Genomic DNA, 24,876 nt, shown 5'->3' with positions numbered 1-24,876 from the left:
TGTAGGGCTGATGCTATGTCTGTACCGACAAAAGGAGCCACTATGCTAACCGTAACCCAACTGGCCAGAGAGTGTGGACTCTCTCGTACTACGATTCTTTACTATGAACGTGAAGGCTTGCTAGCGCCTGCACATCGTTCAGAAAACGGTTATCGCTGGTATGGAGAAAAAGAGATGCAGCGTTTAAAAACCATTTCGTCTTATCGTTCTTATGGGTTACCGATTTCCAGCATACGCACTTTGTTGGCACAGAAAGGCAAATCTCAAGCGGAGATCTTGAAAGACCATTTCAATGAACTCGAACGCGAGATTCAAAATCTGCGAGCGCAGCAAAAAGCGATCGTGGTGCTATTACAAGAACCACAGCTGATAGAGGATAATATTGTGACTAAAGAACGTTGGGTACAAATCATGCAAGCGGCGGGCTTCTCTGAAAGCGACATGGTGACATGGCACCAGAAATTTGAAGAGATGGAGCCTGCTGAGCACCAAAAATTCCTTGAATCTTTGGGTATTGAGCAAGACGAAATTGTGCGCATTCGCGCTCTATAATTAGCGCTTAAGCAGGACATTAAAAACCGGTTAAATAAAAATAAGCCTCTTCGTGAGGCTTATTTTTTATAACAGCTTACTTAATCATAAACTGCTTAGAAACGGATCTTTGAGTAAACCACAGTGTTACTCAATTCCCCTGAGGTAGAGAGGCGGTCGTGTCTCAACTCACCTTCAAAGTCATAACCACAACGCTCTGCGACAGCACGGCTTTTTAGGTTGGTTGAATCTGCCATAATCGCAATGCGTCTTGCACCGAGGTCTTCAAACGCGTAGCGCTCTAGCTCAAGCACCGCTTCGGAAATGTAGCCGTTGCCCACCGCGGCATCATCCAGCCAGTAACCGATTTCAAACGACGGCACTTCTTGATCACGAATCATTAAGCCTACTGCACCAATTAAACGGTCGCTTTCTTTTTCAATAATGAAGTAACGCAACTCCCCTTCAAAACTTTCAAAGTTGGCGATGGCTTTTTCTGTCCCCTCAATCATTGCTTCTAGTGTGAGCACATGTGGCACCCAAGGAAGATACACTTCGAGTGTCTTCTGGCTACGCAGTACTGCTTGGTGTGCTTCTTCTGCACGTTCTAAACAAGCAGGGATTAGCTTAAGACGTTTCGTTTCCATATCGGCTCTCCTTTGGGTGAAAAATGAAAGAAAAATCATTTAAGCAGATGTACTTAGAATGATCTAGTTGTTCGTATACCCAAATAACCTCGAGATGCTAGGTTCAGCGAGAATGACTTGGTTTGTATACGCGGCGGCGATTTAAAGGTCTAGTGGGTCTAAATCAAGAATCGGCAACAAAGTATACAAGCCAAGGTAGTTCGCCCTTTGGGAGCATGTCATTGACTCGATTGCTGCGTCAAATAACTTGGAAAGAGCTGGCTATTACGCTGCGTTGTTTTCCTTGACCTCGAGTCAATGACAACGCTCTGAATCCTGCATCATGAAGTCATTTGGGTATACAATATTATTCACTTGGTTTGTTTTGAAGAACCTGAGAGAATCGTAGGGTTATTAAAACCACTAGGTTCACTATGAAACTTTTAGTAAGAAACTTGGCTCGTCAAACGACTGAGCAAGACATGCGTGCACTGTTTTCTGCACACGGGAAGGTAGAGCTTTGTACATTGGTTCTTGATCAAGAAACCGGCTTATCAAAAGGCTTCGGCTTTGTGATCATGCCAGATGAAGCAGAAGCGATTTCTGCACTGGAAGCGCTGAACTTGACCAGCGTAGCGAAAAGCAAGATTCGCGTGAAAGTCGCTCAAGACTAAGAGAGAGAAAAGCCAGCATCACTGCTGGCTTTTTTGTATTTCAAGAGAGGAAACGAGCGCTAATCGCATTGGCACATAACGAATTCCTTCTTTCTCGCAGAGATCATCGGTAGGTTCAAAACCGTGCTTGTGATAAAACGAAACTGCGTTGGGGGCTGAACGAAGACGCACATAACTTCTTGGCTTATCATGGGTTGAGTCCAGTATCGTATCGAGAAGTTGTTTACCCAAACCATGGCCTTGAGCTTTGGTTGCGACGAATAAGTGGGTGAGATAGTTATCATCTTTTAAAGCGGCAAAGCCAACCACTTTACTGTCGTAGAACGCCGCTAAGGCAAAGAAGTCTGGATGCGTTATTGCTTGTGTCACATCTTGTCCGATTCTTGCGAGAAAGCGCCGTTTTCCTTCTTCGGTAAAGTGCTCAAGGATGTGGCGCTGTGTAACTTTAGAAACCAAATCCGCCACTCGTATATACCCAAGTAACCTCGAGATGCTAGGTTCAGCGAGAATGACTTGGTTTGTAGACGCGGCGACGATTTAAAGATCTAGTCACTCTAAATCAAGAATCGGCAACAAAGTATACAAGCCAAGACAGCTCGCCCTTCGGGAGCGTGTCATTGACTCGATTGCTGCGTCAAACAACTTGGAAAGAGCTGGCTATTACGCTGCGTTGTTTTCCTTGACCTCGAATCAATGACAACGCTCTGAATCCTGCATCTTGAAGTCACTTGGGTATAATGTCATTCGTTTGCGCTTTGACTATCTCTATCATCAATTTTCTCTTCGATCTGTTTCATTAATTGCGCTAATTGTAGTTTATCGAAGTTGTTGGAATTTGGAACCTGATAGGAATCTGTGGCGGTGTAGAGCATCAAGCAGTTATTACTGAAAGGTTCTTTCTCAATTTGAACCTTGCTGATTTCATTCAATGGAATACGAAAGTACACTGTAGAATCTTGATGGTACTTCAAACTGTTAGAAGCGGGCTCAATGCTGATCGATTTTGGCGTAAACCACTTACGCTTAGATAGATGTAATACGTACAGCAATAGAATAAATACAGCCAATCCTGCCCCTATTAACCATAGGTAACCGCCTATATAAGCAAAGTAGGTGAGTGATAGAAACCAAATGCTGAATAAGAACGGATTGTTCTTTGGTAGGTTTTGTGAGGTCTCATGAATGATCACTTCGAATTTCCTCGCTGCTTATGTTTGACAGTTTACGCAGAGCTTGTGTAAGCGGCTGAGATTTCACTTCAATTAAAATCAGGTTTATTAGCCCACCAACGGAGATAGCCGCAAGGACCGCGCTGATACCACTTCCTTTGGTTACTAAGCCATACAGACCTGTAATCAGCATAAGGATAAACGTCGCGATTTGGATGGTTAAATGGCGCTGAACCAAATAGTGACCAGTTTGGTAGTCCTTAATAACGTAAACGTATTGCCCAAAGCTACCGAGTTCTACTTTGACCTTTCGATCTAGCGCATGACAGCGGAACCCTTGTTGATTGAGAGATTTTGCGAGGCTTTCCATGCCAATGACTCCATGTTCTATCTAGTTATCTTTTGCACATTATAATGTCACGATGAGAGCCGCTTAGTTTCGCTGAACAACAAATCTAAGAGGCAAGTCCCACCGTATACTCAGTGCTTTCTTTAGTTTGCGGAACGCTTTCAGGTTTAGTTATTCGCATCAAATCCGCATTGAACTGCGCGAGGGGTACTGCGATTTTTTTGTGCACAATTCACACTGTAAATTACACGAGTCGGAAGAGAGGTATCCGTTCTCTCTCACCTGTCGGAATCAAGACGCTCTTTACTGCCGAATGTAAAAAATACACAGTGACAATTACTTATGCGTAGTATCTCGTAGTATTACATACATAGGCATTATTGTTCATAATTTGATACAAAAGTTGAGGTCTGACCAAGGTCTCAGTTTTCAGGCACGTGTGCGGAATTTTTTGGATGTGGGGCACAAAAAACTAAAGGGGCTTTTTAATTGTGGAATTATTTTGAACAAAATATGTCAATTGTCAGTAGCACAGAAAATCAGGGAGAAGAGAAATGCCGGATATTTATTGCTCAGTTTGTAGAAGATCAACGCAGCATAAAGTGATCATGAAGCGTTGTGAACCAGAGCATATCGCCACGCTAACTGGCAAAGTCGTCAGTTTTACTCAGTTGATGGCAAAGTTTGTATCGGGTGAGCATTACTACGAGATGGAACCGCAGTACTACTGCCGTTGTTGTAACCATCGCGCTATTGGTGAAGTGGTTCAGCATCCAGCGCGACAGACATCAGCAATTATGTAATTGACGCTTACGCAGCAAGATCTTTTTCTGTTGCGAATGGCAATCCGTCGATCATAACTGGCCAGCCGTAAGACGCATATTCAGACGCCAGAGACTTTGCGACTTCGTGTGAGACGGTCGTGTACGTCCATTCTCCAACGCCAAATGGTTTGTACGCGAGTTGTAGGGTTAACATTGCTTTCTCCTTAATATTTTTACCTATTATTGCCTTATCATTTGGCTCATTTCTTTTCTCTGCAGCTCATGTTTTTCTCTTCAAAGTTCATCATTCCATTATTTTGTTAACAAAATTATCTGATTAATAAAGTCGCCAATATTGGTGTGTTGATTTATAAATTATGCAGATGAATGTTTTTATTTTTTGACTATTTGATGAATTTTTGTGCTGGGCAAACGTTAAATGTATGCAGGTTTCACACGTTGTTGATATCACTATTTGCAAACTGAATAGTTACTATTACTCTGATGACTCCTGAGTTGTTACAAGGATGTGGTTAATGAGTTACCAATTAGACAGAATTGATTTGCAAATTTTGAGGGTGCTGCATTCTCGTGGGCGAATTCCGGTCGTAGAACTGGCAAAGCAGGTTAACTTAACCACATCACCATGCTCTGAGCGTGTCAAACGGTTAGAGAAAGAAGGCTACATAAATGGTTATCATGCCGAGCTCAATGCGGAGAAGCTTGGGTTGGATGTGCAGGTCTTCATCCATATTCGCTTAGATCAAACCAGCTTTTCGATTTTTGAGAAGTTTGCTAAAGCGGTAGAGTTAATGCCTGAAATAGAAGAGTGCTATTCGCTGTCAGGTGACTTCGATACCATGATCAAAGTGCGAGTGAAGAACATGAAGGCTTACCAAGAGTTTATGTCGAGTAAGCTTGGGACGTTGCCTGGTGTGATACAAACTCGTAGTGAAGTGGTCATTGAAGAACACAAGACGGGCTTTGGGGTGAATCCCGAGCTGCTTGGTTAAATTGCACAAAGTGTGCGAAACACAGGTACAAAAAAGGAGCCAATGGGGCTCCTTTTGAGTTCTTAATGCGAGTTAATCAGCATTAGTGATTAGATGGCCCTTAGGCACTGACGAAGGTTGTCAGTACGCCGATCAGACCACCAAATACCCCGCCCCAAACGACGAGCCAGCCAAGGTGTTCTTTAATCATCTTCTGTACGATCTCTTTTACCAGCGCTGGCGTCAATTCACTTAGGCGCTGATCGATGATGCTTTCAATATTCTGTTTGATTTCATCCATCATTGCTGGTGACTCTAACTGCTCTTTGAGTGCTTCTTTGATGCTGTCGCTCTTGCTCAGTTCGATGATGGACTCTTGCATCTTCTCAACAAATGGCTGACGCATTGGTTGTAGCGCTTCTGCGCCACCAAACATTGCGAGCATGCCGCCAAATTGAGAACCTTCAATGACTTCCACTAGAGAATCAAAGGCTGGGTTTAAGTCGACTTTCTCGATCACTGGTTCTAGGTTGATGTTTACGCCGCCAGCCATTTCCTTGTTTAGGAAACGATCGATGTTCGCTTCGGTAAAAAATTGCTCCATCATCAAGTTTTTGATTGCCAATTTAAACTCTTCGAAACGAGCTGGAATGACACCTGAACCGTACAAGCCGGGTACTTTTTCAAACAGCATGTGAATCGCTAACCAGTTGGTGATAGCGCCAGAAAAAGCGAATAGACCCGCGTACCAAAGGTAATCATTTTGAATGTGGTATCCCGCGCCCATCATGGCGATCGCGAGGATATTAGTCAGCAAACTTTTGTTCATAGTGACCGATTATGTATGAATTGATGAAGTAATAAGTGGGCATGATTCTATACCTAACTGGTAGAGAGATGCTAGGTTGAGCTTGATTGGGTCTGCTTTTAGGCGGGATGAAATAGGTTAGCGCTAAAAAAACAAAACCCGACATTCACTGCCGGGTCACTGCTTTTTCTTAGAAATTCTAAGTGTACTTTTATTGTGTTTTTAGAAGCGGAAGACCTTACAACAAAGTTGGCATTTCCAGCGCTCTGAGTAGCCGAATAATTTGTCTGCCCAACTTGGTTTTACTTGTACGATCTGCATTGAACCACATTTACACATAAGCTAATTACCTTATTATTAGATTAATAACTAAGCCATCAATTGAGTATAGCTGTTTCTCAAAAAGTGAAATTACAAATGAATCCAGCTTGCTACTCTGCGTTGTGTCCACTACTAACGATTACGCAACGGGACGCCATACTACCAGAAAAAGTGTGACTTTCACCCACAAAATTGTTTTATACCTGAGAAAGTAAGTGATCGCCATCACTATTTGTGTGGGGTGTCTTCTTGGGAAAGCGGCTCGACATAGCAAAATCGAATGAAAAAACGGCGCTTATTGCGCCGTTTTAGTTTGGTGATTTACTGCAATTTAAGAACGTTAACCCTCGAGCTCTTCCCCAAGGAAGCCACCTGTTTGGTGCGCCCAAAGCTGAGCGTAAATGCCGTTGTTGGCAATAAGCTCTTTGTGTGTGCCTTGTTCGACGATGTTGCCTTTATCAAGCACAATCAAGCGATCCATTTGCGCAATGGTCGATAAACGGTGCGCGATGGCGATAACGGTTTTGCCTTGCATCAGCTCGTTCAAGCTTTCTTGAATGGCGGCTTCAACTTCTGAATCCAGTGCTGAAGTCGCTTCATCCAGTACCAGCAAAGGTGCGTCTTTTAGCAGTACACGTGAAATCGCAATACGCTGGCGTTGACCACCAGACAGTTTCACACCGCGCTCACCCACTTGTGCGTCGTAACCCACGTTGCCGAACGGGTCGGTTAGGGTTTCGATAAACTCGTGTGCGTGCGCTTGCTTAGTCGCTTTAATCAGGTCTTCTTCAGTCGCATCTGGGTTGCCATACAAGATATTGTCGCGGATTGAGCGGTGTAGCAAAGACGTATCTTGCGTCACCATACCAATATTCGAGCGTAGCGAGTCTTGCGTGACGCTCGAGATTTCCTGCCCATCAATCTTGATGCAACCTTCCTCTACATCGTGGAAGCGCAATAGCAAGTTCACTAAGGTGGATTTACCCGCGCCAGATCGTCCAACTAAGCCCACTTTCTCACCCGGTTTGATATTAAGGTCGAGGTTGTTTATCACGCCCTTTTTCTCACCATAATGGAAGCTCACGTTATCGAAGTGGATGCCGCCTTGAGAAACTTGCAGATCTTTCGCATCGGCTTTGTCTTTGATGTCGATAGGTTTAGATAGCGTCTTCATGCCATCTACGACAGTACCCAAGTTTTCGAATAGGGCACCGACTTCCCACATGATCCACATCGACATACCATTGATACGCAGGGCTAAGCTGATAGCAATTGCAATGGCACCAACGCTAATCGCGCTATCCAACCACAAGTAAATCGATAGCGCAGCCACCGAGAACACCAATAGATAATTGGAAATCTCTACTGCTACATCGAAGCCGGTCACCAAGCGCATTTGGCGATAGACGGTATGCAAGAAGCCTTTCATGCCTTCTTCGGCGTACTCGGTCTCTCGTTTACTGTGTGAGAACAGCTTCACGGTTTGAATGTTGGTATAGCTGTCGACAATGCGCCCTGTCATGGTGGAGCGAGCATCGGCTTGCTCAGTCGCCACGGCCTTTAATTTCGGAACAAAGTGGATCTGAATAGCGATGTACGCCATTAGCCAAACCAACATTGGGATCATCAAACGCCAATCAGCAGCGGCTAACATCACGATGATGCTGGTGAAGTAAACTAAGACGTAGACGAACACATCCATCGTCTTCATGACGGTTTCTCGCACCGCCAAAGAGGTTTGCATCACCTTGGTGGCGACACGTCCTGCAAAATCATCCTGATAGAAGTTCAGACTTTGATTAAGCAAGTAACGGTGCGCAAGCCAACGTACCGACATTGGGTAGTTACCTAGCAGGGTTTGGTGAATCAGCAGTGAGTAAACCACGACCAAAATCGGCATGACAATCAGCAATAAAGAGCCGTAGAAAATAAGGTCTGCTTTGTTGTCTTGCAAAAAGGTTTCTGGATTGCTGGTGGATAGCCAATCAACCAACTGACCCATGGCACCAAACAGAGATACTTCTACGATCGCCACAATCGTCGACATGATCGACATGATGATCAGCGGTTTCTCAAAGCCGCGCGTGTAATGGCGTAAGAACGCAAAGATCCCTGTTGGGGGTTGATCAGGCTGTGATTTGGGGAACGGCTCGGTAAAGCCTTCAAATCGTTTAAACATAACTCATCCTAAAGTTAAAGCATTGCCACGTCAGAGGGTGAATCCGTCAATTCTTCTTGCCTTGGACGAGGCAGAAATCCTGAACGTGGAGATAAGACATATTGTGGTCTGCTAGCCAGAAAAGCAGACGTATTTGCGTATGTGTGAGAGGCGAAAAAATAGTCTAACCGATTGTCTTTTAAATGTAACTAGTTGGTTATAAAGAATTCGCTAGTGCATTATTCTTGAGATGACCATTCACGCGTCACAAAACAGTAAATCGACAAAGTGACAATAAAAAGTCGGGTTAATCCGGTCTTATACCAAAATATTTACTTTTGGTTGATGGATTTATTATTAAAAACAGCAAAACTGCGGTTAACAATAAATTTACAATCTCATCATTCTAGTGAAAAGGAATGTATTGGATGCTATTACACGAATCAGTGCCTCAGAATGCACATGGAAAAGAAGAAAGCACGCAAAGTGCTCTGCGTCATACCGCAAATTGCGTTGTGATGGTGCCACCTAAAGAGTTTCGTTTTAACGAAGAAACTGCGCAAGACAACGAGTTTCAACACCAAGTTTCGCTAACTCAAGAAGAAGTCTCACGTAACACCATGGCTGAATTTGCTGCGATGGTTGAGATCTTGCGAAAAGAGGGCGTGCAAGTGGTTGAGTTTGACTACCCTCAATCAGACACAGCAACGCCAGACGCCGTGTTCCCAAATAACTGGTTTAGCACTACCCCAGAAGGCACTTTATATACCTTCCCGATGGCGTGTGAAAACCGTCAGCATGAAGTTCGTCCGGATGCGTTGGTCGCTGCATTAGCGCACGCAGGTCGTGAAGTGCATCAACAAGACTCACTGATTGAATATCTGGATGAAGAAGCCTACCTAGAAAGCACGGGCGTGATGGTGCTCGATCACTTCAACAAAACCGTTTATGCCGCGCTCTCACAACGTTGCGATCGTCTGGTTTTAGAAGATTACGCCAAGCGCATTGGTTATGATCGCGTGATTTCTTTCCAAACCCGTTTGCCTTCTGGTGCTCCGATTTACCACACTAACGTGATGATGGCTGTAGGTGAGCAGTTCTGTGTGATTTGTGATGAAGTGATCCCTGAGTTTGAGCGTCGCTTTGTGCTTAAATCATTGGCGAAAGATAAACAGGTGATCTCGATTTCTCTTGAACAGATGAACCAGTTTTGCGGCAACATCCTTCAACTGGAAACGGTACGCGGCGATAAGGTCATTGCTATGTCTCAATCGGCTTACGATGCGTTCTCACCAGCACAAAGAAATCAACTGGCGACTCACGGTAAATTGCTGCCATTCGACGTTTCTACCATCGAATCGATTGGCGGTGGCTCTGTACGCTGCATGCTCGGTGAAGTCTTCCTGCCGAGTCGTAAAGCCGTGTTGTAAACCAACCCTGAATTTCCCCCAAAAAGCACCATGTTGAAAGATGTGGTGCTTTTTTATTGACGGGCTCTAGCGGGTTTACGACATTACCTTGTGTAGAGCGGCATTGGCGAGTGAAGCCGTTTTATGCACTCTGGCAATAAAAAGCTCGGCACATGCTAACGCATCACTTGCTGCGCTGTGGTTGTAGTAAGCTGGGAATCCAAGGTTCTCCCTGAGGTCATCAAGCTGAAAGCTGGCAGGGCTATGGGCAAGGTTTGATGATAAGAATCGTCGTTCGAGCTCCATCGTATCGATAAAGTAAAAGGGAAGTTTAACGATGCCAAACTTTTTGCTGAGGTAGCGCGACAGGAAGCCTTTCTCAATGAATGCTCCATGAGCTAACACCACTTTTCCTGCCAAGGTTTCAAAGAGTTTATTCATCGCTGCATCGATAGTGAGCCCTCGGCTGAGGTGCTTGGGGGTTAATTGGTTCACGCTGGCACTTTTAGCGGTGATGTATTGCCCGTGTGAAATAAAAAGCTCGTCAACGGTCGACAGTTCGATCTGTTGAAAACTGAATGGCACTAAACCAATAGACAAAATCTGGTCGTGTTTAAAATCGAGTCCACTTGTCTCGAAGTCAATAGCGACATATTTAAGCTGTTGAAGTGGTGACGTGACAGAGGGTAATGGAGTGCTGAGATAGGTTCCCCAACCGCCAATCCATTCACCTTGCTCTTCGATATGTTGTCGAAGTGTCTCGATGTTCTCCAAGTGGAACTTGTGTTTTAGACTCGTCAACATGGCTTATTGGTTTCCCTTTACAAACCTGAGCTTTGCGACGTCTTGCAAATTACCGATGATTTTAAACGCTTCTTTGAGGTGCTTTCTTTCAAAACTGCTGAATTGATCGGGTGCGATGTGGTTATCGGGTATATGCCCGTTTTGTATAGCATGCAATTGATGGCGGAAGCGAACTTGGCTGATGAATCGCAGCGCTTCAATAATGCTCTCGCAGGCATCTTCAGAAATGGCTTTATGAGTCATAGCATAACGAAATCGCTCCTCTGTGCCAGCAAGCTTGCATCCTACCGAGAGGCTGAAAATTCGCGCTAAATCTACGATGAGATTCAAGGCGTACTTTTTGATGTTTAAGGTATTGCTGTGCTCCCCACCTTTCTCTACCACCAAGTTATTAAAGATGCTCAGTGGTGGTGAAATGTTAATGGCATCTCGCGTCAAGCATGGCAAGAAGCTCGAATTGTGTTGAATACAATCGTTGAGGTGATCTTGTAACTCCTCGACTAACTCATAAGAGCCATAGATGGCGCGGGTCTCTAGGAACACACTGATATTCAATAATTGATTGTACTCCGGGCTAGAAACCCATTTATTGTAATAGTGCTTCCAACGTTGCAGAGGCTGACACCACCGAGGAGATGCCGCCATATATTTACCATCGCAAAGTGGGTAGCCACAAGCCGCTAGAGCGTTGCAAACTCGCATCGCAAGGTGGGCAAAGTACAGTTGGTGCTCTTGGAATTTGTCATCTTCAACGACGATGGCATTGTCTTGGTCAGATAAGAGATGCACTTCATTACGCGCATGAGAACCTGCCACCATCCAAGCATACTTACAGGGCGCAGGACCAAGTACCTTCTCCGTTAGTTCAATGATTCTGCGAGTAAACGCATCCATGATCATCGACATGATTTTGCCTTGTAGGTTTGAGGAGGTGCCGTTTTCAACCAGCGCCTGAAAAATCGATTCTTTCTCGTCGCGCAGCTTGGCAAGAGCTTCGATAGAATCAGCGTAGCGAATCTTCTCAATCAAAAACAACGATTGGGTACGGTGGTTGTGTACTAAGTGGGTGGTCGTAAGCAGTCCGCAGACTTGCCCTTTTGATATAACAGGCAGGCTCCGGATATTGTGCTCTAGCATGAGTGAAATGGCTTCAATGATCCGCTCGTCTTCATCGATCACGGTTACAGGAGAGGTCATGATTTGGTGAACTGGCGTCGTGAGTGGGAGCCCTTTCGCCACCACTTTCATGGTCATGTCTCGATCGGTAATGACTCCCACCAATTCACCGCTTTTTTCTACGACGGCACAAGAGCTTTTAGGGCGAGAACACATTCGTTCTGCTACGTCTTGGATTGGGGTGAGATAGTCCACAGACGTAATGTTTTCACTCGCGATGTCTTTTACAGTTCTGAAGAATAAACTTTTGTTTTCCTTGTGTTGCGAGTGATTGACAGCACTGTTTAGACGTCTTGGTGCTTGTGGATCAAAGCAATCTGTCGTTGCGCTTGCGCTGCTCATCACCTTACGCACAGCTTCGTAGGGGATGGAGTAAAGCAAGGTGCTGTCTAGTGCGTAGACCTGATAACGTTGTGATTGAAGGGAAGAGTCTTGAAAGAAGGTAAACCCAAACTGGTCATTTTCTCCCAATCGAGCCAACAAACCTCCTGTCGAGTCTTTTTGCTCAATTGCACCTGAGCGAATGAAGTACAAGTGCGCCGACTGACTTAGAGTTTCTTCGTCTATAGTTTCTCCCTTCGCGAGGTAACGCACCACTACGAGTTCGGCGAGCTGCTCAACGATCTCTGTGGGGAGCTTATCAAAAGGGTCGAGCTTCTCTAAGAAGTGCAGGATATTGAGTGTTGCGGAGGTTTTCATAAGGACAGCTTCTGGTTGTTATAGGAGGCTCGACTTGAGCCTCCTGTCGATATTATTAAGTGACATCGCCTTTCGGCTTTACCTCGAATTCATCGGTTACTTAGCATGGCGTAAATTCAACTGTGCATCGAACAGTGATGCTGGTTCAACCGCCGTACCGATAGACTCCAAATGTGCTTGCTTAAGGCTTTCATCGGGTACTTCGGAGTAGTTCGCAGTGCCGTTTTCGATCATGGTATTGATGTACTTGGCTTGTGGTGCGACAGAGAATTCTGAGCCCGTCATCCCGATGATGTAAGGCATAATCACACGACCGTAAATGCCATCATCCTTCATAAACATAAATTCATTTGCGCTTACGCCAGTGTTGACAGGATTCCAGAAAGTGAGCCCTTTTAGATGGTTTGGTTGGTTGCCAGAACTCGCGCCCCAGCGACCATAAATCCATCCGCCCTTCATGTTATCGAATAGGTTGTGCATGGACTGCTCACCGTGCAAATCAATAGAGGAGTCAGCGGCGTATTGGCTGTTTTTGTACACATTGGCAATCGAGTATTTCGATACGCCAGGCGCATGCCAAGCGTGAGAGTTGTCGGTAATGTTTTCAATTAAGTTGTAGTTGCCGTACATGATAGTGAAAGCAAGGTGTCCCGGCGTTCCGGACAGCGTGACGTCATCAACCGTCACATTGTAGGTATTCCATAGCACGCCTCCTTGGTTGAAATCGCGTAGTTCAATGTTTCTTACCCAGCTGTCATGAACTCGATTAAGTGCTAACAAGCTATAACCACTGTCGTGCAAGGCACTTTCATGATGGACAAATTCTTCGTGCCAGTTGCCAGAAATCGTCATGTTCTCAATCCCGACGTTTTCATAAGAGGTGACTTTTTTCACTTGCCAGGTGTCGGCTTGCTCGAGCGTATGTGCAACTGGGGTAGAGAATGTCAGAACATTGCCATCAATAGCTGCAATGGTATGTTTCTCGCGTTTATCGAGCCCTTTAACCAGATTTGCCCAAACTGGCGTGTCTGGTGCTGAGGCTTTGTACTCGATGAGGTACGGTGAGATTGCGTCGTTGATTGCTGGCTCGCGTTGAATCAAAGCAGAAATTTGAATACTGTCGCCGACAGAAAAACCTGCACTACTGTCTACCTGAACAGAAAAGCTTGAGCCGCCTTCAAGCGTTTGTGAAAGCTCAATAGTTGCGGCTGTGGTTTCGGTGTCGCTTCTTGCTCCGAGTTGAAACATGTGTGGCGTCGTCCATTTTTTGGATGGATTTTCTGGCTGCAAATAGGTGTCCATTTTGAGCACGGTTTTACCAACGCCATCGCCTTTCACCACAACATTATCCAGATCGACGAAAATCGGCTGCTTGTTCTTAATATCATCCACGTTATCTGGATCGATGAGGGCATCATCTGCGGCATTATTGATGATGTAAGTGCCTTCAGGAAAATAAAGCACAGCGATTTTTGACTCAGCGGGATTCGTCGTACGGCTTTGTTTCATCGCTTCAATAGTGGCTTTTATCGCAGCTTTATCGCTGATTGAATCATTCGGTATTGCCCCAAAATCTTGGACATTAAACACATGGTATAGAGCATCCGTTTCTGTTGGGGCGGGTGCCGGTAATGGCGTATCGCTGAATTTATAACCAGCAAAGGAGTAGTCTTGAAGAATGCGCTCTTCAGGTAGTGTTGTTGAGGTATCCAACAGACCTGATGCTGAATCTCGGCTGGCAACAAAATCCGTCCAGTATTGGCTGGTGTTTTCGACACTCGACTCGCTATTACAAGCGACAAGCAGCAAAGCGACAGAGAGAGTTCCTATTTTGTATCTCATGGAATCATTTCCTTGTTATTGGGGGTACACGTTTTTTATGCGTTGTTTTAATGCTGGAATGGCGTGCTGGTAGAAAGCGCGCAATCCTGAGCAGAGGTAATTTTGCGGAGAAGATTCTTTGTTTGAACGCACCCTGTCTTTAGGGCAACCGCCAAAACAGAACTTAAGGTATGGGCATTGCTGGCATTGTTGAGAAAGTGAGTGGGTCTTATCGAGACCAAAAGATTGTTGTTTTGGGTCGCATGCCATTTGCGCCAAGTGTGTATTTTTGACATTACCTAAGCGGTGGCTATCTTCGATGTAGTGATCGCAACTGTAGACGGAGCCTTCCTGCATTATCGCAAGAGCACGACCACAATATTGGCTTGTCACACAGGATGAAGAGGGATGATTCAGTAGAACGGCGAGGCAGTCCTCAACGGTTGGAATGTAAACCTGACCAATATCGTTTTCCAGCCATTCATCAAAGACGGTTGTCATGAATTCGCCCCAACCTTGCGGTGAAACAGAATAAGGTTCTTGAGTGGTGACAAGGCATGAAGAGCGCATTTCTAGCTCGGCTTTATCCACGATCGGGATAAATTGCATTTGTTTGGTTTTCACTTCATCACGCAGGAAGCGATAAATCTCTAGTGCAGAGAGTGTGCTTTGGTGAGTCACACAAGTGAGGGTCGCAAAAGGGATGTGGTATTTATGAAGCAAAGCCGCCGCATTGAGCACCTTTTTATGTGTACCTCTACCTGAGCGTGTGTGGCGATAATGATCATGAACCTCTTGGGTTCCGTCGATGCTTAACCCGACGAAGAAACGATGAGTTTTAAGAAACTTACACCACGGCTTGTTGAGCAACATTCCGTTGGTTTGCAAATCGTTATGAATGGTTTTACCAAGTGGGTTGTGTTTTTTTTGCAGCTTGATGATGGTTTCAAAGTAGTCGAGACCGAGCAGTGTTGGTTCACCACCTTGCCAACTGAAAACCACTTGTTCGGTGGGTTGAGCTTCAATGTATTGCTTAATGTAGAGTTCTAATGTTTCGAGCGGCATTGAGTTCGCAGTCACTTCTTTCAGCGTTTCTTCACGACCGAGAAAATAGCAATAGTCACACTGAATATTGCAGGTAGATCCTGTCGGCTTTGCCATGATGTGAAAAGGGTAAGATGACTGCATTCCGTGTTTCCTTTATTTCTAGACTTATTGTTGTTTCACAGAAAAAGACCTGCTCCCGAAGGAGCAGGCTTTGTCTTATTTGAACCAGCCTTCAACTTGAATACCGACTTGGAATTCGGTGTCGTTGTTATCACCGAATGCATGATCGTCTTCATAGTCTTGGAAGTAAGTCGCGAATACGCGCAGTTCAGGGCGAGCCCAGAAGCTCTTAGATGGCGACCAAGTTTGAGCAAGTGTTACCTTGCTAGCTGATTGAGGGGTGTCATCGGCAGTCGTCGCATCGAAGTAACCTAATTCGAGTACGGTTTTATTGTTGTCGTCCCAGCTGTATTCAGGGCGAATAACCGCTGAAAAAGTCGTTTGTGTTGTGGTCTGGTTGATCTCGATATCGTCAATTGAAGAGGTCCAGAACAGAGAGTGAGCAAGTACAACGTCGTCGGTCAGTTTCAACAAGCCATAGTTCATTACTCGGTAAGCGGACGCATCTTTTTGCACTTCTGCGAAGTAGTTTTTACCTGCATGGTCGTTAAACAGCGCTTTGGAGAAGCCGTTGGTACCGTATTGGAAAACCGTATTGTTCTTACCCCATTTACCGCCGTAGGTAACCAAGCCAGTAGCCATCACACCATCTTCGGTTTGCAACGTAAATTCATCCGACTCATTTGGCATACCGTAGTCAAGACCGACTTCCAGCTCAGCGTTTTCCCATAGTTTGATGCCTTTATAGCGAATGTCGAAAATGTTGACGTTGAGCTTGTTGTTCTTTGTGCCTGGATCATCAAAATTTTGGCTTTTACGATCTGAGCGGATGGCAGAGACAGACAGCAGACCGTCACCAACAGGAATGTAATCAATACCGCCACCAGTACCAGACACATTCCAGTAGTAGGTATCAATGATGTGGTTATCGTGACGTTGGTTGTAGCGCTTACCTGCCCATACAGTAGATTCTGGTAGAGAAGGTATCAGTCCTTTCACCGCTACGTTTACTTCTTTGAACATGAAGTCAGTATCGCTGTCATCCATGGCTTCCCAATCGTTTGAACCATCTGACTGGTAAACAAAACGAGATTGGAAATAGACATCGTATTGATCGGTTTTCGCAAGCTGGGTCCCCAAGCCTAAGCCCAGATAAATGTCATCTTCGTTGCCGAGGCGACCAAGTTTCTGTTTGTTGTAAGACACCATCGCACCATTGCTTGAGCTAGAACCTGCACCTGCACGAAAATATCCAGAAAAATCGATATCTTGCGCAGCAACACCTTGGCTGCATAAGGCAATTGATGTCATGAGAAGAGAGGTTTTGATCGTAGAGTGGTTCACATTAATTTCCTTGTTCTATTTATTTTTCAAAGACGAAAGTCACAACAGAAATTAAGTGATTATTTTTTTTATTTGAATGAAGAAAATTGCTGAGGGATGCAAAAAATGAAACTCTATTGATTCATATATTATAAGCGTGATCGCCCTCAATTATTGGCTCTGTGACATTATTCACAAATTGTTACCTAAATAAGGAAAATTACCGAAGTAGTTTCTTTTTTTTCATTTTTGCATGTTTTTACACATTGAATGAAGCTCTCATATCTTCATAAACTGGCTCCAGATAAAAAATACGTGAAATAAAATAATCAACCTGGAACGAGTCGCAATGATAGAATATGCATATCCCTCAAAAAGGTATAAAAGCACTAATTTTGAAGAGCAATTAACAAAGGCTGTTTCTTCAATTAAAAATAATATCCCTCGTATTGGCACTAATAACCCTAAGATCGGCAATGAAGATGGTACATGGCGATACTGTGGTCCTTCAGATTGGGTTTCTTCATTTTGGACGGGTCAGTTGTGGCTTTGCTACCAGCTGACAGGTGATGAGACGTTCAAAAATAGCGCAAATATGCGTAAACCTTATTTTAAAGAATTACTTATCAACCCAAATTGGCATGATCATGATTTAGGTTTTCAATATTCATTAAGTTGCGTTGCTGGTTATATGTTAACCGAAGATGAAGAATATAAATCAATGGGTATAGAAGCTGCTCATAGTTTATATCAACGCTACCGTCGACTTGGTCAATATATTGTTGCATGGAATGAAACTCACATTCTTGGTCCTGAAAAAACTCAGGGAAAAACAATTATCGACTCGCTACAAAATACGGCGCTGCTTTTTTGGGCAGCAAATCAAACCAATAGTGATGTATTAAAAGATGCAGCAATTAATCACTCAAAAACAATGGCTAAGCATATTGTTCGTGATGATTTCTCTACTTTTCATACCTTTAACTTTGATCCGCTGACTCAAACGCCAATCAAAGGTGAAACCTTTCAAGGATATGCAGATGACTCTTGCTGGGCTCGAGGTCAGTCGTGGGCTATTCATGGTTTTGCTCAAACCTACCTTTATACCAAGAATCCTGAGTTTTTGGCGCTTGCGAAAAAGCTAGCGCTGTTTGTCACGCCTTACCTGCAAGATGATGCGGTTCCTGTATGGGATTACCGTTTACCAGAGTCTGAGCACCCATACAAAGACAGTTCGGCGGGGGCTATTACAGCAGCAGGCTTCTTGTTGATTGCGAGCCTTTGTGAGGACGAGCAAGAGCGTGATTTCTTCGAGCAATGGGGCATGCATTTAGTTCAAGGATTGATCGAACAATGCGATCTAACGGCAGACCCTTCTGCTCATGGCTTACTTTCTCAAGGCGCATCGTTTGTCGCAAAAGACATGGCAAACAACATGCTGCCGTACGGTGATTACTACTATCTCGAAGCATTGATGCGTATCTGCGGTCATCAACGCTACTTCTGGTAAGGAAACTGATAATGATTTCTGGATACGATATTAGCGCGATTGTTTTTTATTTTATTTTCATGGTCTTGCTTGGGTTTATTTTCCGTAAGCAAGTTGCCAATACCAGCGATTATTTCCGTGGAGGCGGCAAGATGGTCTGGTGGATGGCGGGCTCTAGTGCCTTTATGACTACGTTCAGTGCTTGGACCTTCACTGGCGCGGCAGGTAAAGCTTACATTGATGGTTTTGCAGTCGTTTGGATTTTTGTTTTTAACATTATCGGCTATCTGATCTGTGCGCGTATTTTCGCCCCTCGTTTTCGACAGCTTAATGTAATTACACCGATGGAAGCGATTCGTCAGCGTTACGGTGCGAAGACAGAGCGTTTCTACACGTTTATCTACATGATCACCGGTTTGATGGGGGGGGCAATTACGCTGTATGCAGTTTCAATTTTTATCTCTGCGGTGATTGGTATCAACATTCAATTGGCTATTGTGATCACAGGTGCAGCCGTTGTTTTCATGACCATTACAGGTGGGGCTTGGGCTGTTGTTTCAAGTGACTTCTTACAGGCGTTATTGATTGTTGCCATCAGTGTTGTGACCTTTATTGCGGTGATGAACAACGTAGACAGCGTTACCGATATTACTGATCACTGGCAGGGGGCTGCGCTTTGGACGGGTAATGGCATCCACTACCAAGAAATCTTCTTACTGTGGATTGGCGCAATTTTTATTCAACGTGTCATCGACATGAACAACATTGGTCAGTCAGTTCGTTTCTTGTGCGTGAAGGACTCGGCTCAAGCTCGAAAAGCGGCTTACCTTACCGCACTGTTGTTCGCATTTGGTAGCGTGATGTGGTTTATCCCTCCAATGTGGTCGGCAAGTGCAGGTCTTGACCTCGCGGGGATGTACCCACAACTAGGTGCAAAAGCGAATCAAGCGGCTTATCTATCAGCAGTTCAGGTTCTTCTTCCTGCGGGTATGGTGGGGTTAGTGGTTTCGGCAATGTTCGCCGCAACAATGTCGACACTGGATTCACGCATTAACTTTGTTGCTGCATCGTTTGTGAAATCTATCTACAAGCCAATGTTGAACAAAGATGCGACGGAAGAGCAAGAGTTGCGCGCAAGTAAGATTTCGACTGGTGTGATGGGGTTGATTGTCATTGGCTTCGCGCTGTTCCTTAACGAATTACGTGGCATCAGTTTGTTCTCCATGATGATCATCTTTGCGGGTCTTGTGAATATTCCGATGATGATCCCTCAAACTCTTGGCATGTTCATCAAACGTGTTCCTGATTGGGCAGGTTGGGCGACCGTTTGTTTCGGTTTCGTGGTTAGCTTAATCAGTAACAATGTCTTTAACGCTCAATGGGTATCAGAAACGATTGGCGTAGCGCTAACAGGACGTGAGCTTGGTGACTTGGGTGTGGTTATTACCCAGTTTATGCACGCCATTATCACGGTTGGCTTCTTCCTTTGCACAGGCTTGTTCTACAAAGCGCCTGAAGGGGAAAGAAAGAGTGCGATCGAACAGTTCTTTACGAATCAAAAGACACCAATTGTCTCGCCAGCAGGCATGGAAGAGTCTGATGTGATGCAGTGTCGAATTTTGGGTCGCTTAACGCTGATCTTTGGTGGCGTCATCACTGCATTCTTCTTAGTTCCGAACGAGCATGCTTATTACTTCTTAATCTGTGGTCTGTTCATCATGACCGTCGGAGGCTTGATTTACTCTCAAAGCCTTGGAAATAAACAAAAAATCGCAAGTGTTACACAATGATAGGTGAAAGAAATATGAACACACGTCAAGGCATTCATAAAGCACACGCAAAAACGCTAGACACTCAACAGTTACGAGAGGAGTTCCTTGTTGAGAGCATCTTCGAGGCTGACAGCTACACCATGACGTACAGTCATATCGACCGCATTCTGTTTGGTGGTGTGATGCCGCAGCAAGAGAAAGTTTCTTTCGATGGTATTGGTAAAGATTTCGGTGTGGATTACTTACTAGAGCGCCGTGAGATGGGCATCATCAACATCGGTGGCTTGGGCTACGTTGACGTTGATGGTGAGGTTTACGAGCTAGAAAACCAACAAGCGTTATACATTGGTAAAGGTGCAAAATCGGTGTCATTTGGCAGTGAAAGCGAAAGTCAGCCTGCGAAATTTTACTACAACAGTGCACCTGCTCATGTTGCGTACCCTACACGTAAAATCACTCAGGCAGATGCGATGCCAGTAACGCTAGGAGATAGTGAAAGCTGTAACGAACGAACCATTTACAAATACATTGTGCCAGATGTGGTTGAGACCTGTCAGCTAGTGATGGGGCTAACCAAACTGGAAGCTGGCAGCCTATGGAACACCATGCCTTGTCACACACATGAACGCCGTATGGAAGTGTACTTGTATTGTGATATCCAGCCGGAGCAAGCTGTGTTCCATATGATGGGTGAACCAACAGAGACTCGCCATATTTTGGTTCACAACGAGCAAGCGATCATCTCACCGAGTTGGTCTATCCACTCTGGCGTGGGGACCAAAAACTACAGCTTTATTTGGGGAATGGTTGGTGAGAACCAAACGTTCGACGACATGGACCACATTAAAACCACCGATCTTCGCTAGGAGCAAAACATGGAATTTAAACTGACAGATAAAGTCGCGATTGTGACAGGTTGTGATACAGGCTTAGGGCAAGGCATGGCTTTAGGGCTAGCCCAAGCGGGGTGTGACATTGTTGGTGTGAATATTGTTGAGCCGACAGAAACCATCGAAAAAATCCAAGCAACAGGTCGCCGATTCATCGATATCCGAGCGAACTTGATGAAAACGGATGACATTAGCTCGATTGTAGATCGTGCTGTGACAGAATTTGGTCGTGTCGATATCTTGGTTAACAATGCAGGCATTATTCGTCGCAATGACGCGTTGGAATTCTCTGAGCAAGATTGGGACGACGTAATGGACATTAACGTTAAGTCGGTGTTCTTCTTGTCTCAAGCGGTTGCGAAACAATTTATCGCACAAGGCACCGGCGGGAAGATCATCAACGTGGCGTCTATGCTCTCTTTCCAAGGCGGTATTCGAGTGCCTTCTTATACAGCATCGAAAAGTGGCGTTATGGGGATTACCCGCTTAATGGCGAACGAGTGGGCAGCACACAACATTAATGTGAATGCGATTGCCCCAGGCTACATGGCGACCAATAATACCGCTGCATTGCGCGCCGATGCAGATCGAAATCAAGCCATCTTAGAGCGTATCCCTGCACAACGTTGGGGTTTGCCTGAAGACTTGGCGGGTCCTGTGATTTTCCTAGCATCACCAGCGTCTGATTACGTGAACGGTTATACATTAGCTGTCGATGGTGGCTGGCTCGCTCGCTAATCTCGTACTCCCCAAATGCCTGCACTCGCAGGCATTTTCTTTCTGATTTTATTCCCGAGCTTCTTTCGGAATTGTTACGTTACTTTCGGTGTTTTCGATGAAAAAAATAGCCTTGATCGGCGAATGTATGATCGAGCTCAGTGGGCAGCCTTTTGGGCAAATGACTCAGAGCTATGGTGGTGACACATTAAATACTGCGGTTTATCTCAGTCGCCTAAATCCTGATTTAAAGCCAGCCTATATCACGGCGCTAGGTGAAGATTCGATTTCTCAACACATGGCAGAAAAATGGCAAGTAGAAGGGATTGATACTCAATATGTATTGATTGACCCAGCACATCCAACCGGGCTTTACATGATCCAATTAGATGATGCTGGAGAGCGCAGTTTCGCTTATTGGCGACATCAATCGGCGGCGTCTCAATTACTCAAGCATGAGCAATTTTCAAAGATTGAACAAGCGCTTATGTCCTTTGATTTTCTTTATCTATCGGGCATTTCTCTTGCCATTTTAGATGACGAGGACCGAGCCAAACTTATCTCGATTTTGACAGATGCTCGCCACCGTGGGGCTCGAGTTATTTTCGATAGCAATTATCGTCCGAGTTTATGGAGCAGTAGGCTCGATGCTCAACATTGGTATCAAGCCATCGTCAACATCAGCGATTACTTATTGCTAACCAGCGATGATGAACAGGCACTGTGGGGCGATAAAAGCCTCGAGAGCACCATTCAACGACTCAATCAGCAAAGCAAAGCGGTCGTCGTTATCAAGCAAGGAGCGGACGGTTGCAGTCTCGGATCTTTAGCAAACTGGAACAATTCTGTGATCCATCATCCTGCTAGCTCGGTGGAAAAAGTGATTGATACCACCTCAGCTGGTGACTCGTTCAATGCAGGCTTTATTTGGGGAATAAGCGAAGGTTTAGAGCTCGGCACGTCATGTCAAATTGGTAACTTATTGGCTAGCAAAGTCATTCAATATAAAGGTGCCATTGTACCGTCACCAATAACTGATCTATTAAGAGACAAATTGTATGAATAATTTAGGTGCAAAACTTGCGTCTTATAAAGTAATTCCTGTAGTCGCGATTGAGCGCGCTGAAGATGTACTCTCGTTAGGCAAAGCCTTATCTGACAATGGCTTAAACGTCATTGAAATCACGTTTAGAACCCCAGCTGCGGCGGAGGCTATTGCACTACTGAGCGTTGCTCAGCCTGATATGTATATTGGTGCTGGTACAGTTTTGGATGCAGAGCAAGTCGAGCAAGCGACTCTAGCTGGGGCGTCATTTATTGTAGCGCCGGGCTTTAATCCAGATACTTTGCAAGCGTGTGCTGCTAAAGGCATTCCATTTATTCCAGGCGTTTGTACTCCGAGCGAGTTGGAGCAAGCACGACAGCAAGGCGTTCGTTTAATGAAGTTTTTCCCTGCAGAGGCTGCAGGTGGTGTTGCCATGCTCAAAGCCCTTTCTGGTCCTTATAAAGATGTGCAGTTCATGCCAACTGGCGGGGTGAACGAAGGCAATATCAATCAGTACTTAGCGTTACCGAATACGGTGGCATGTGGTGGTACATGGATGGTGCCCCAATCATTAATTGAAAACCAAGACTGGGAAGAAATAGGGCGCTTAACGAGAGAAGCCGTGAAGGTGGTTAATCAACAGGAGAAGCAGTAATGGCGGAGACTAAACGTGTTGCCGTTTTATTAGCGGATGGTTTTGAAGAGGCAGAAGCGGTGGTCTTTATTGATATTATGCGCCGACTCAAAATTGAAGTGGACGTATTATCAATCCACGATCGCAAACCATTGAGCTCCTATTTCAAAACGTTGATTTCTGCAGACTACTTGCTGTCAGAAAAAAGTTCAGAGCTGTACGATGCGGTGATGATGCCGGGCGGTCCAATGGGCACGGACAATTTGACGTGCAGCAGCAAAGTGATTGAGTTTCTAAAAATACATATCGCAGAAGATAAGTGGATCTGTGCACTGTGTTCATCCGGTGCCAAAGTACTGGCAGCAAACAAGCTTCTAGGGCAGCACCATTACACAACGGGTGGTGGTCTAGAGAAGAACTTTTCTGATGGCGTATATGTTGATCAGCCTGTGGTTGTCGACGCTCCTTTCATCAGTGCGAAAGGGTTAGGGGTGAGCTTTGAGTTTGCTTTTACGGTTGCTGCGAAGCTGTTCCAAGACAACAAAGACGTTGATTGGCAAGCGGATCATATTTATTTCTCAAACTGGCCACTAAACCATTAGTGTCTGTTGACCTTTCGAATAGCCCCTAGTCATCCACGGTTAAGAGCTTAATACTCCACAAAACCTTTGCCCATCAGACTTCGTTTGCTTTTGATGGGCAAACACCAAACTGTTTTTTAAACGCGCGACTGAAATGGAAACTGTCGTTGAAGCCGAGTTCGAAAGCGACGCGTTTTACATTGGTTCCGGAGCGTTTGAGCATCATCATGCTCGCGTCGAGTTTCAGCTTCAGGTAGTACTGCTTTGGGGTCACGTTGAGGTATTTTAGAAAGAGTTTTCTTAAGTACTGTTCTGTATAGCCTGCTTCCTGCGCAAACTGCTTTATCGCAATATTCTCACCGATATTTTCACTCATTTTTGCCACGATTTCATGGACCGTTTTTTCTTGACTGGTCATAGATTTCGATTGGTCAATTAAGGTGAGCCATTTATAGAAAACAAACCCAAAGCCTGCGACTGCGGCATTGAGTTTTATCGGTGACTTAGAGGCAATAAGCGCTTTCACTTCCGAAAGAATGCTTGGGTAATCGTCGTTCTTTAATGCGATAGACTCTTCAAAAGGAATCGGGGTTACGCCCTGCATCAAAAACTCGAACCAGTTTAGATTCCAAACGATTCCATTTGTCCAGTAACTATCGATGTTTCTACTGTCGATGAAGGTCACACTTGGTGCAGAAACCGTGAGAATTTTTCCGCTCTTCATCTTGATGCATCCACTGCCTTGGATGGTGTATACCGCCACAATAGCATTCGGAAGCATAGGCAACATACGGTCTCTTGGCCATTTGATGTGGTAGTTCATGTCGGCATGTACATCCCACATTGAGCGCAGCGTAATGCCACATGAATCTGCAGATTGTTCGATAAGGAGCGGCTGATTTTTCATTGTTTCGCTTTTTACATTCAACAGGGATTTTTACTATGGTTTATAGTACC

Annotated in this window: 25 protein-coding genes; 12 read left to right on the top strand and 13 right to left on the bottom strand. The window is 45.0% G+C overall.

Annotation, left to right across the window (positions count from 1 at the left end; translation table 11 throughout):
* Positions 1–42: 42 nt before the first annotated feature.
* The gene (locus OH463_RS04310) at positions 43–552 is read left to right on the top strand and encodes a MerR family transcriptional regulator (RefSeq protein ID WP_005449888.1); all 510 of its coding nucleotides are present in this window, start codon (positions 43–45) and stop codon (positions 550–552) included.
* A 95-nt stretch (positions 553–647) separates the two neighbouring features.
* Here the strand turns inward: OH463_RS04310 and OH463_RS04305 are convergent, their stop codons facing one another.
* On the bottom strand, positions 648–1,178 hold the full coding sequence (locus OH463_RS04305; RefSeq protein WP_005449889.1) for a GNAT family N-acetyltransferase: 531 nt from the start codon (positions 1,176–1,178) through the stop codon (positions 648–650).
* 413 nt (positions 1,179–1,591) lie between these two features.
* Between OH463_RS04305 and OH463_RS04300 the strand changes: the two genes are divergently transcribed.
* The gene (locus OH463_RS04300; protein WP_005449890.1) at positions 1,592–1,831 is read left to right on the top strand and encodes an RNA recognition motif domain-containing protein; all 240 of its coding nucleotides are present in this window, start codon (positions 1,592–1,594) and stop codon (positions 1,829–1,831) included.
* An 18-nt stretch (positions 1,832–1,849) separates the two neighbouring features.
* Here OH463_RS04300 and OH463_RS04295 read toward each other — a convergent pair whose 3' ends face one another.
* From OH463_RS04295 to OH463_RS04285, 3 genes are all read right to left on the bottom strand, one after another.
* Positions 1,850–2,296: a GNAT family N-acetyltransferase gene (locus OH463_RS04295; RefSeq protein ID WP_085319666.1), complete on the bottom strand. Its 447-nt coding sequence runs from the start codon at positions 2,294–2,296 to the stop codon at positions 1,850–1,852.
* A 275-nt stretch (positions 2,297–2,571) separates the two neighbouring features.
* A complete protein-coding gene (locus OH463_RS04290) occupies positions 2,572–3,021 on the bottom strand; it encodes a hypothetical protein (RefSeq protein WP_009696503.1) in 450 nt (149 codons plus the stop codon).
* The gene (locus OH463_RS04285; protein ID WP_005449894.1) at positions 3,008–3,370 is read right to left on the bottom strand and encodes a hypothetical protein; all 363 of its coding nucleotides are present in this window, start codon (positions 3,368–3,370) and stop codon (positions 3,008–3,010) included. The genes OH463_RS04290 and OH463_RS04285 overlap by 14 nt, the downstream gene beginning before the upstream one ends.
* A 533-nt stretch (positions 3,371–3,903) precedes the next feature.
* Between OH463_RS04285 and OH463_RS04280 the strand changes: the two genes are divergently transcribed.
* Positions 3,904–4,152 carry a hypothetical protein gene (locus OH463_RS04280; protein WP_005449896.1) on the top strand — a complete coding sequence of 83 codons (249 nt, stop codon included), beginning with the start codon at positions 3,904–3,906 and terminating at the stop codon, positions 4,150–4,152.
* Between the two features lie 7 nt (positions 4,153–4,159).
* Here the strand turns inward: OH463_RS04280 and OH463_RS04275 are convergent, their stop codons facing one another.
* A complete protein-coding gene (locus OH463_RS04275) occupies positions 4,160–4,327 on the bottom strand; it encodes a hypothetical protein (protein WP_005449897.1) in 168 nt (55 codons plus the stop codon).
* Between the two features lie 322 nt (positions 4,328–4,649).
* Here OH463_RS04275 and OH463_RS04270 point away from each other — a divergent pair, with 322 nt between their 5' ends.
* Positions 4,650–5,126 carry an Lrp/AsnC family transcriptional regulator gene (locus OH463_RS04270; RefSeq protein ID WP_005449899.1) on the top strand — a complete coding sequence of 159 codons (477 nt, stop codon included), beginning with the start codon at positions 4,650–4,652 and terminating at the stop codon, positions 5,124–5,126.
* Between the two features lie 100 nt (positions 5,127–5,226).
* Here OH463_RS04270 and OH463_RS04265 read toward each other — a convergent pair whose 3' ends face one another.
* Entirely contained in the window at positions 5,227–5,934 is a 708-nt protein-coding gene (locus tag OH463_RS04265; protein ID WP_005449901.1) for a DUF445 domain-containing protein, read from the bottom strand.
* Between the two features lie 640 nt (positions 5,935–6,574).
* Positions 6,575–8,413, bottom strand: coding sequence for an ABC transporter ATP-binding protein (locus tag OH463_RS04260; protein ID WP_069217864.1), 1,839 nt, complete (start codon positions 8,411–8,413; stop codon positions 6,575–6,577).
* Positions 8,414–8,820: 407 nt separating this feature from the next.
* On the opposite strand from OH463_RS04260, the gene OH463_RS04255 reads away from it, so the two are divergent.
* Entirely contained in the window at positions 8,821–9,822 is a 1,002-nt protein-coding gene (locus OH463_RS04255) for an arginine deiminase-related protein (RefSeq protein WP_050902713.1), read from the top strand.
* A 75-nt stretch (positions 9,823–9,897) separates the two neighbouring features.
* Here the strand turns inward: OH463_RS04255 and OH463_RS04250 are convergent, their stop codons facing one another.
* The 5 genes from OH463_RS04250 to OH463_RS04230 all read right to left on the bottom strand — a co-directional run bounded on the left by OH463_RS04250 (position 9,898) and on the right by OH463_RS04230 (position 16,812).
* Positions 9,898–10,605 (bottom strand): 3'-5' exonuclease, encoded by a 708-nt coding sequence (locus OH463_RS04250; RefSeq protein WP_269990620.1) that lies wholly within the window; start codon positions 10,603–10,605, stop codon positions 9,898–9,900.
* A 3-nt stretch (positions 10,606–10,608) separates the two neighbouring features.
* A complete protein-coding gene (locus OH463_RS04245) occupies positions 10,609–12,480 on the bottom strand; it encodes a DUF294 nucleotidyltransferase-like domain-containing protein (protein WP_188014433.1) in 1,872 nt (623 codons plus the stop codon).
* 96 nt (positions 12,481–12,576) lie between these two features.
* On the bottom strand, positions 12,577–14,322 hold the full coding sequence (locus OH463_RS04240; protein ID WP_269990619.1) for a DUF4955 domain-containing protein: 1,746 nt from the start codon (positions 14,320–14,322) through the stop codon (positions 12,577–12,579).
* A 15-nt stretch (positions 14,323–14,337) separates the two neighbouring features.
* Positions 14,338–15,489, bottom strand: a complete 1,152-nt coding sequence (locus tag OH463_RS04235) for an anaerobic sulfatase maturase (protein ID WP_172581257.1) — start codon at positions 15,487–15,489, stop codon at positions 14,338–14,340.
* Between the two features lie 75 nt (positions 15,490–15,564).
* Positions 15,565–16,812 carry a carbohydrate porin gene (locus OH463_RS04230; protein ID WP_009696492.1) on the bottom strand — a complete coding sequence of 416 codons (1,248 nt, stop codon included), beginning with the start codon at positions 16,810–16,812 and terminating at the stop codon, positions 15,565–15,567.
* 328 nt (positions 16,813–17,140) lie between these two features.
* Here OH463_RS04230 and OH463_RS04225 point away from each other — a divergent pair, with 328 nt between their 5' ends.
* The 7 genes from OH463_RS04225 (at position 17,141) to OH463_RS04195 (ending at position 23,940) form a co-directional block, all read left to right on the top strand.
* Complete coding sequence (locus tag OH463_RS04225; protein WP_269990618.1) at positions 17,141–18,301, top strand: glycoside hydrolase family 88 protein; 1,161 nt, start codon at positions 17,141–17,143, stop codon at positions 18,299–18,301.
* An 11-nt stretch (positions 18,302–18,312) separates the two neighbouring features.
* Entirely contained in the window at positions 18,313–20,070 is a 1,758-nt protein-coding gene (locus tag OH463_RS04220; protein WP_005449920.1) for a sodium:solute symporter family transporter, read from the top strand.
* Between the two features lie 14 nt (positions 20,071–20,084).
* Positions 20,085–20,918, top strand: a complete 834-nt coding sequence (gene kduI / locus OH463_RS04215; protein WP_005449922.1) for a 5-dehydro-4-deoxy-D-glucuronate isomerase — start codon at positions 20,085–20,087, stop codon at positions 20,916–20,918.
* A gap of 9 nt (positions 20,919–20,927) precedes the next feature.
* Entirely contained in the window at positions 20,928–21,680 is a 753-nt protein-coding gene (gene kduD, locus OH463_RS04210; RefSeq protein WP_005449923.1) for a 2-dehydro-3-deoxy-D-gluconate 5-dehydrogenase KduD, read from the top strand.
* 97 nt (positions 21,681–21,777) lie between these two features.
* Positions 21,778–22,725, top strand: a complete 948-nt coding sequence (locus OH463_RS04205; protein ID WP_269990617.1) for a sugar kinase — start codon at positions 21,778–21,780, stop codon at positions 22,723–22,725.
* Positions 22,718–23,359: a bifunctional 4-hydroxy-2-oxoglutarate aldolase/2-dehydro-3-deoxy-phosphogluconate aldolase gene (locus tag OH463_RS04200; protein ID WP_005449927.1), complete on the top strand. Its 642-nt coding sequence runs from the start codon at positions 22,718–22,720 to the stop codon at positions 23,357–23,359. The genes OH463_RS04205 and OH463_RS04200 overlap by 8 nt, the downstream gene beginning before the upstream one ends.
* Complete coding sequence (locus tag OH463_RS04195) at positions 23,359–23,940, top strand: DJ-1/PfpI family protein (RefSeq protein ID WP_009696489.1); 582 nt, start codon at positions 23,359–23,361, stop codon at positions 23,938–23,940. Before OH463_RS04200 ends, OH463_RS04195 begins: the two co-directional genes overlap by 1 nt.
* A gap of 73 nt (positions 23,941–24,013) precedes the next feature.
* Here the strand turns inward: OH463_RS04195 and OH463_RS04190 are convergent, their stop codons facing one another.
* Positions 24,014–24,826 (bottom strand): AraC family transcriptional regulator, encoded by an 813-nt coding sequence (locus OH463_RS04190; RefSeq protein WP_269990616.1) that lies wholly within the window; start codon positions 24,824–24,826, stop codon positions 24,014–24,016.
* Positions 24,827–24,876 lie beyond the last annotated feature (50 nt).

It is taken from the genome of Vibrio sp. NFR, from assembly GCF_027587095.1.
Taxonomy (GTDB): domain Bacteria; phylum Pseudomonadota; class Gammaproteobacteria; order Enterobacterales; family Vibrionaceae; genus Vibrio; species Vibrio harveyi.
Note: the sequence above shows the minus strand (reverse complement) of the source record. Positions and strands in the feature narration are given on the sequence as shown.

What these genes read in the sequence shown, in the direction of transcription:
- OH463_RS04235 (WP_172581257.1), bottom strand. Translation starts at nt 15,489, where the DNA reads ATGCAGTCATCTTACCCTTTTCACATCATGGCAAAGCCGACAGGATCT.
- OH463_RS04270 (WP_005449899.1), top strand. Translation starts at nt 4,650, where the DNA reads ATGAGTTACCAATTAGACAGAATTGATTTGCAAATTTTGAGGGTGCTG.
- OH463_RS04310 (WP_005449888.1), top strand. Translation starts at nt 43, where the DNA reads ATGCTAACCGTAACCCAACTGGCCAGAGAGTGTGGACTCTCTCGTACT.
- OH463_RS04220 (WP_005449920.1), top strand. Translation starts at nt 18,313, where the DNA reads ATGATTTCTGGATACGATATTAGCGCGATTGTTTTTTATTTTATTTTC.
- OH463_RS04285 (WP_005449894.1), bottom strand. Translation starts at nt 3,370, where the DNA reads ATGGAAAGCCTCGCAAAATCTCTCAATCAACAAGGGTTCCGCTGTCAT.
- OH463_RS04260 (WP_069217864.1), bottom strand. Translation starts at nt 8,413, where the DNA reads ATGTTTAAACGATTTGAAGGCTTTACCGAGCCGTTCCCCAAATCACAG.
- kduD (WP_005449923.1), top strand. Translation starts at nt 20,928, where the DNA reads ATGGAATTTAAACTGACAGATAAAGTCGCGATTGTGACAGGTTGTGAT.
- OH463_RS04190 (WP_269990616.1), bottom strand. Translation starts at nt 24,826, where the DNA reads ATGAAAAATCAGCCGCTCCTTATCGAACAATCTGCAGATTCATGTGGC.
- OH463_RS04240 (WP_269990619.1), bottom strand. Translation starts at nt 14,322, where the DNA reads ATGAGATACAAAATAGGAACTCTCTCTGTCGCTTTGCTGCTTGTCGCT.
- OH463_RS04305 (WP_005449889.1), bottom strand. Translation starts at nt 1,178, where the DNA reads ATGGAAACGAAACGTCTTAAGCTAATCCCTGCTTGTTTAGAACGTGCA.
- OH463_RS04250 (WP_269990620.1), bottom strand. Translation starts at nt 10,605, where the DNA reads ATGTTGACGAGTCTAAAACACAAGTTCCACTTGGAGAACATCGAGACA.
- OH463_RS04205 (WP_269990617.1), top strand. Translation starts at nt 21,778, where the DNA reads ATGAAAAAAATAGCCTTGATCGGCGAATGTATGATCGAGCTCAGTGGG.
- OH463_RS04200 (WP_005449927.1), top strand. Translation starts at nt 22,718, where the DNA reads ATGAATAATTTAGGTGCAAAACTTGCGTCTTATAAAGTAATTCCTGTA.
- OH463_RS04245 (WP_188014433.1), bottom strand. Translation starts at nt 12,480, where the DNA reads ATGAAAACCTCCGCAACACTCAATATCCTGCACTTCTTAGAGAAGCTC.
- OH463_RS04225 (WP_269990618.1), top strand. Translation starts at nt 17,141, where the DNA reads ATGATAGAATATGCATATCCCTCAAAAAGGTATAAAAGCACTAATTTT.
- OH463_RS04265 (WP_005449901.1), bottom strand. Translation starts at nt 5,934, where the DNA reads ATGAACAAAAGTTTGCTGACTAATATCCTCGCGATCGCCATGATGGGC.
- OH463_RS04275 (WP_005449897.1), bottom strand. Translation starts at nt 4,327, where the DNA reads ATGTTAACCCTACAACTCGCGTACAAACCATTTGGCGTTGGAGAATGG.
- OH463_RS04255 (WP_050902713.1), top strand. Translation starts at nt 8,821, where the DNA reads ATGCTATTACACGAATCAGTGCCTCAGAATGCACATGGAAAAGAAGAA.
- OH463_RS04195 (WP_009696489.1), top strand. Translation starts at nt 23,359, where the DNA reads ATGGCGGAGACTAAACGTGTTGCCGTTTTATTAGCGGATGGTTTTGAA.
- kduI (WP_005449922.1), top strand. Translation starts at nt 20,085, where the DNA reads ATGAACACACGTCAAGGCATTCATAAAGCACACGCAAAAACGCTAGAC.
- OH463_RS04280 (WP_005449896.1), top strand. Translation starts at nt 3,904, where the DNA reads ATGCCGGATATTTATTGCTCAGTTTGTAGAAGATCAACGCAGCATAAA.
- OH463_RS04300 (WP_005449890.1), top strand. Translation starts at nt 1,592, where the DNA reads ATGAAACTTTTAGTAAGAAACTTGGCTCGTCAAACGACTGAGCAAGAC.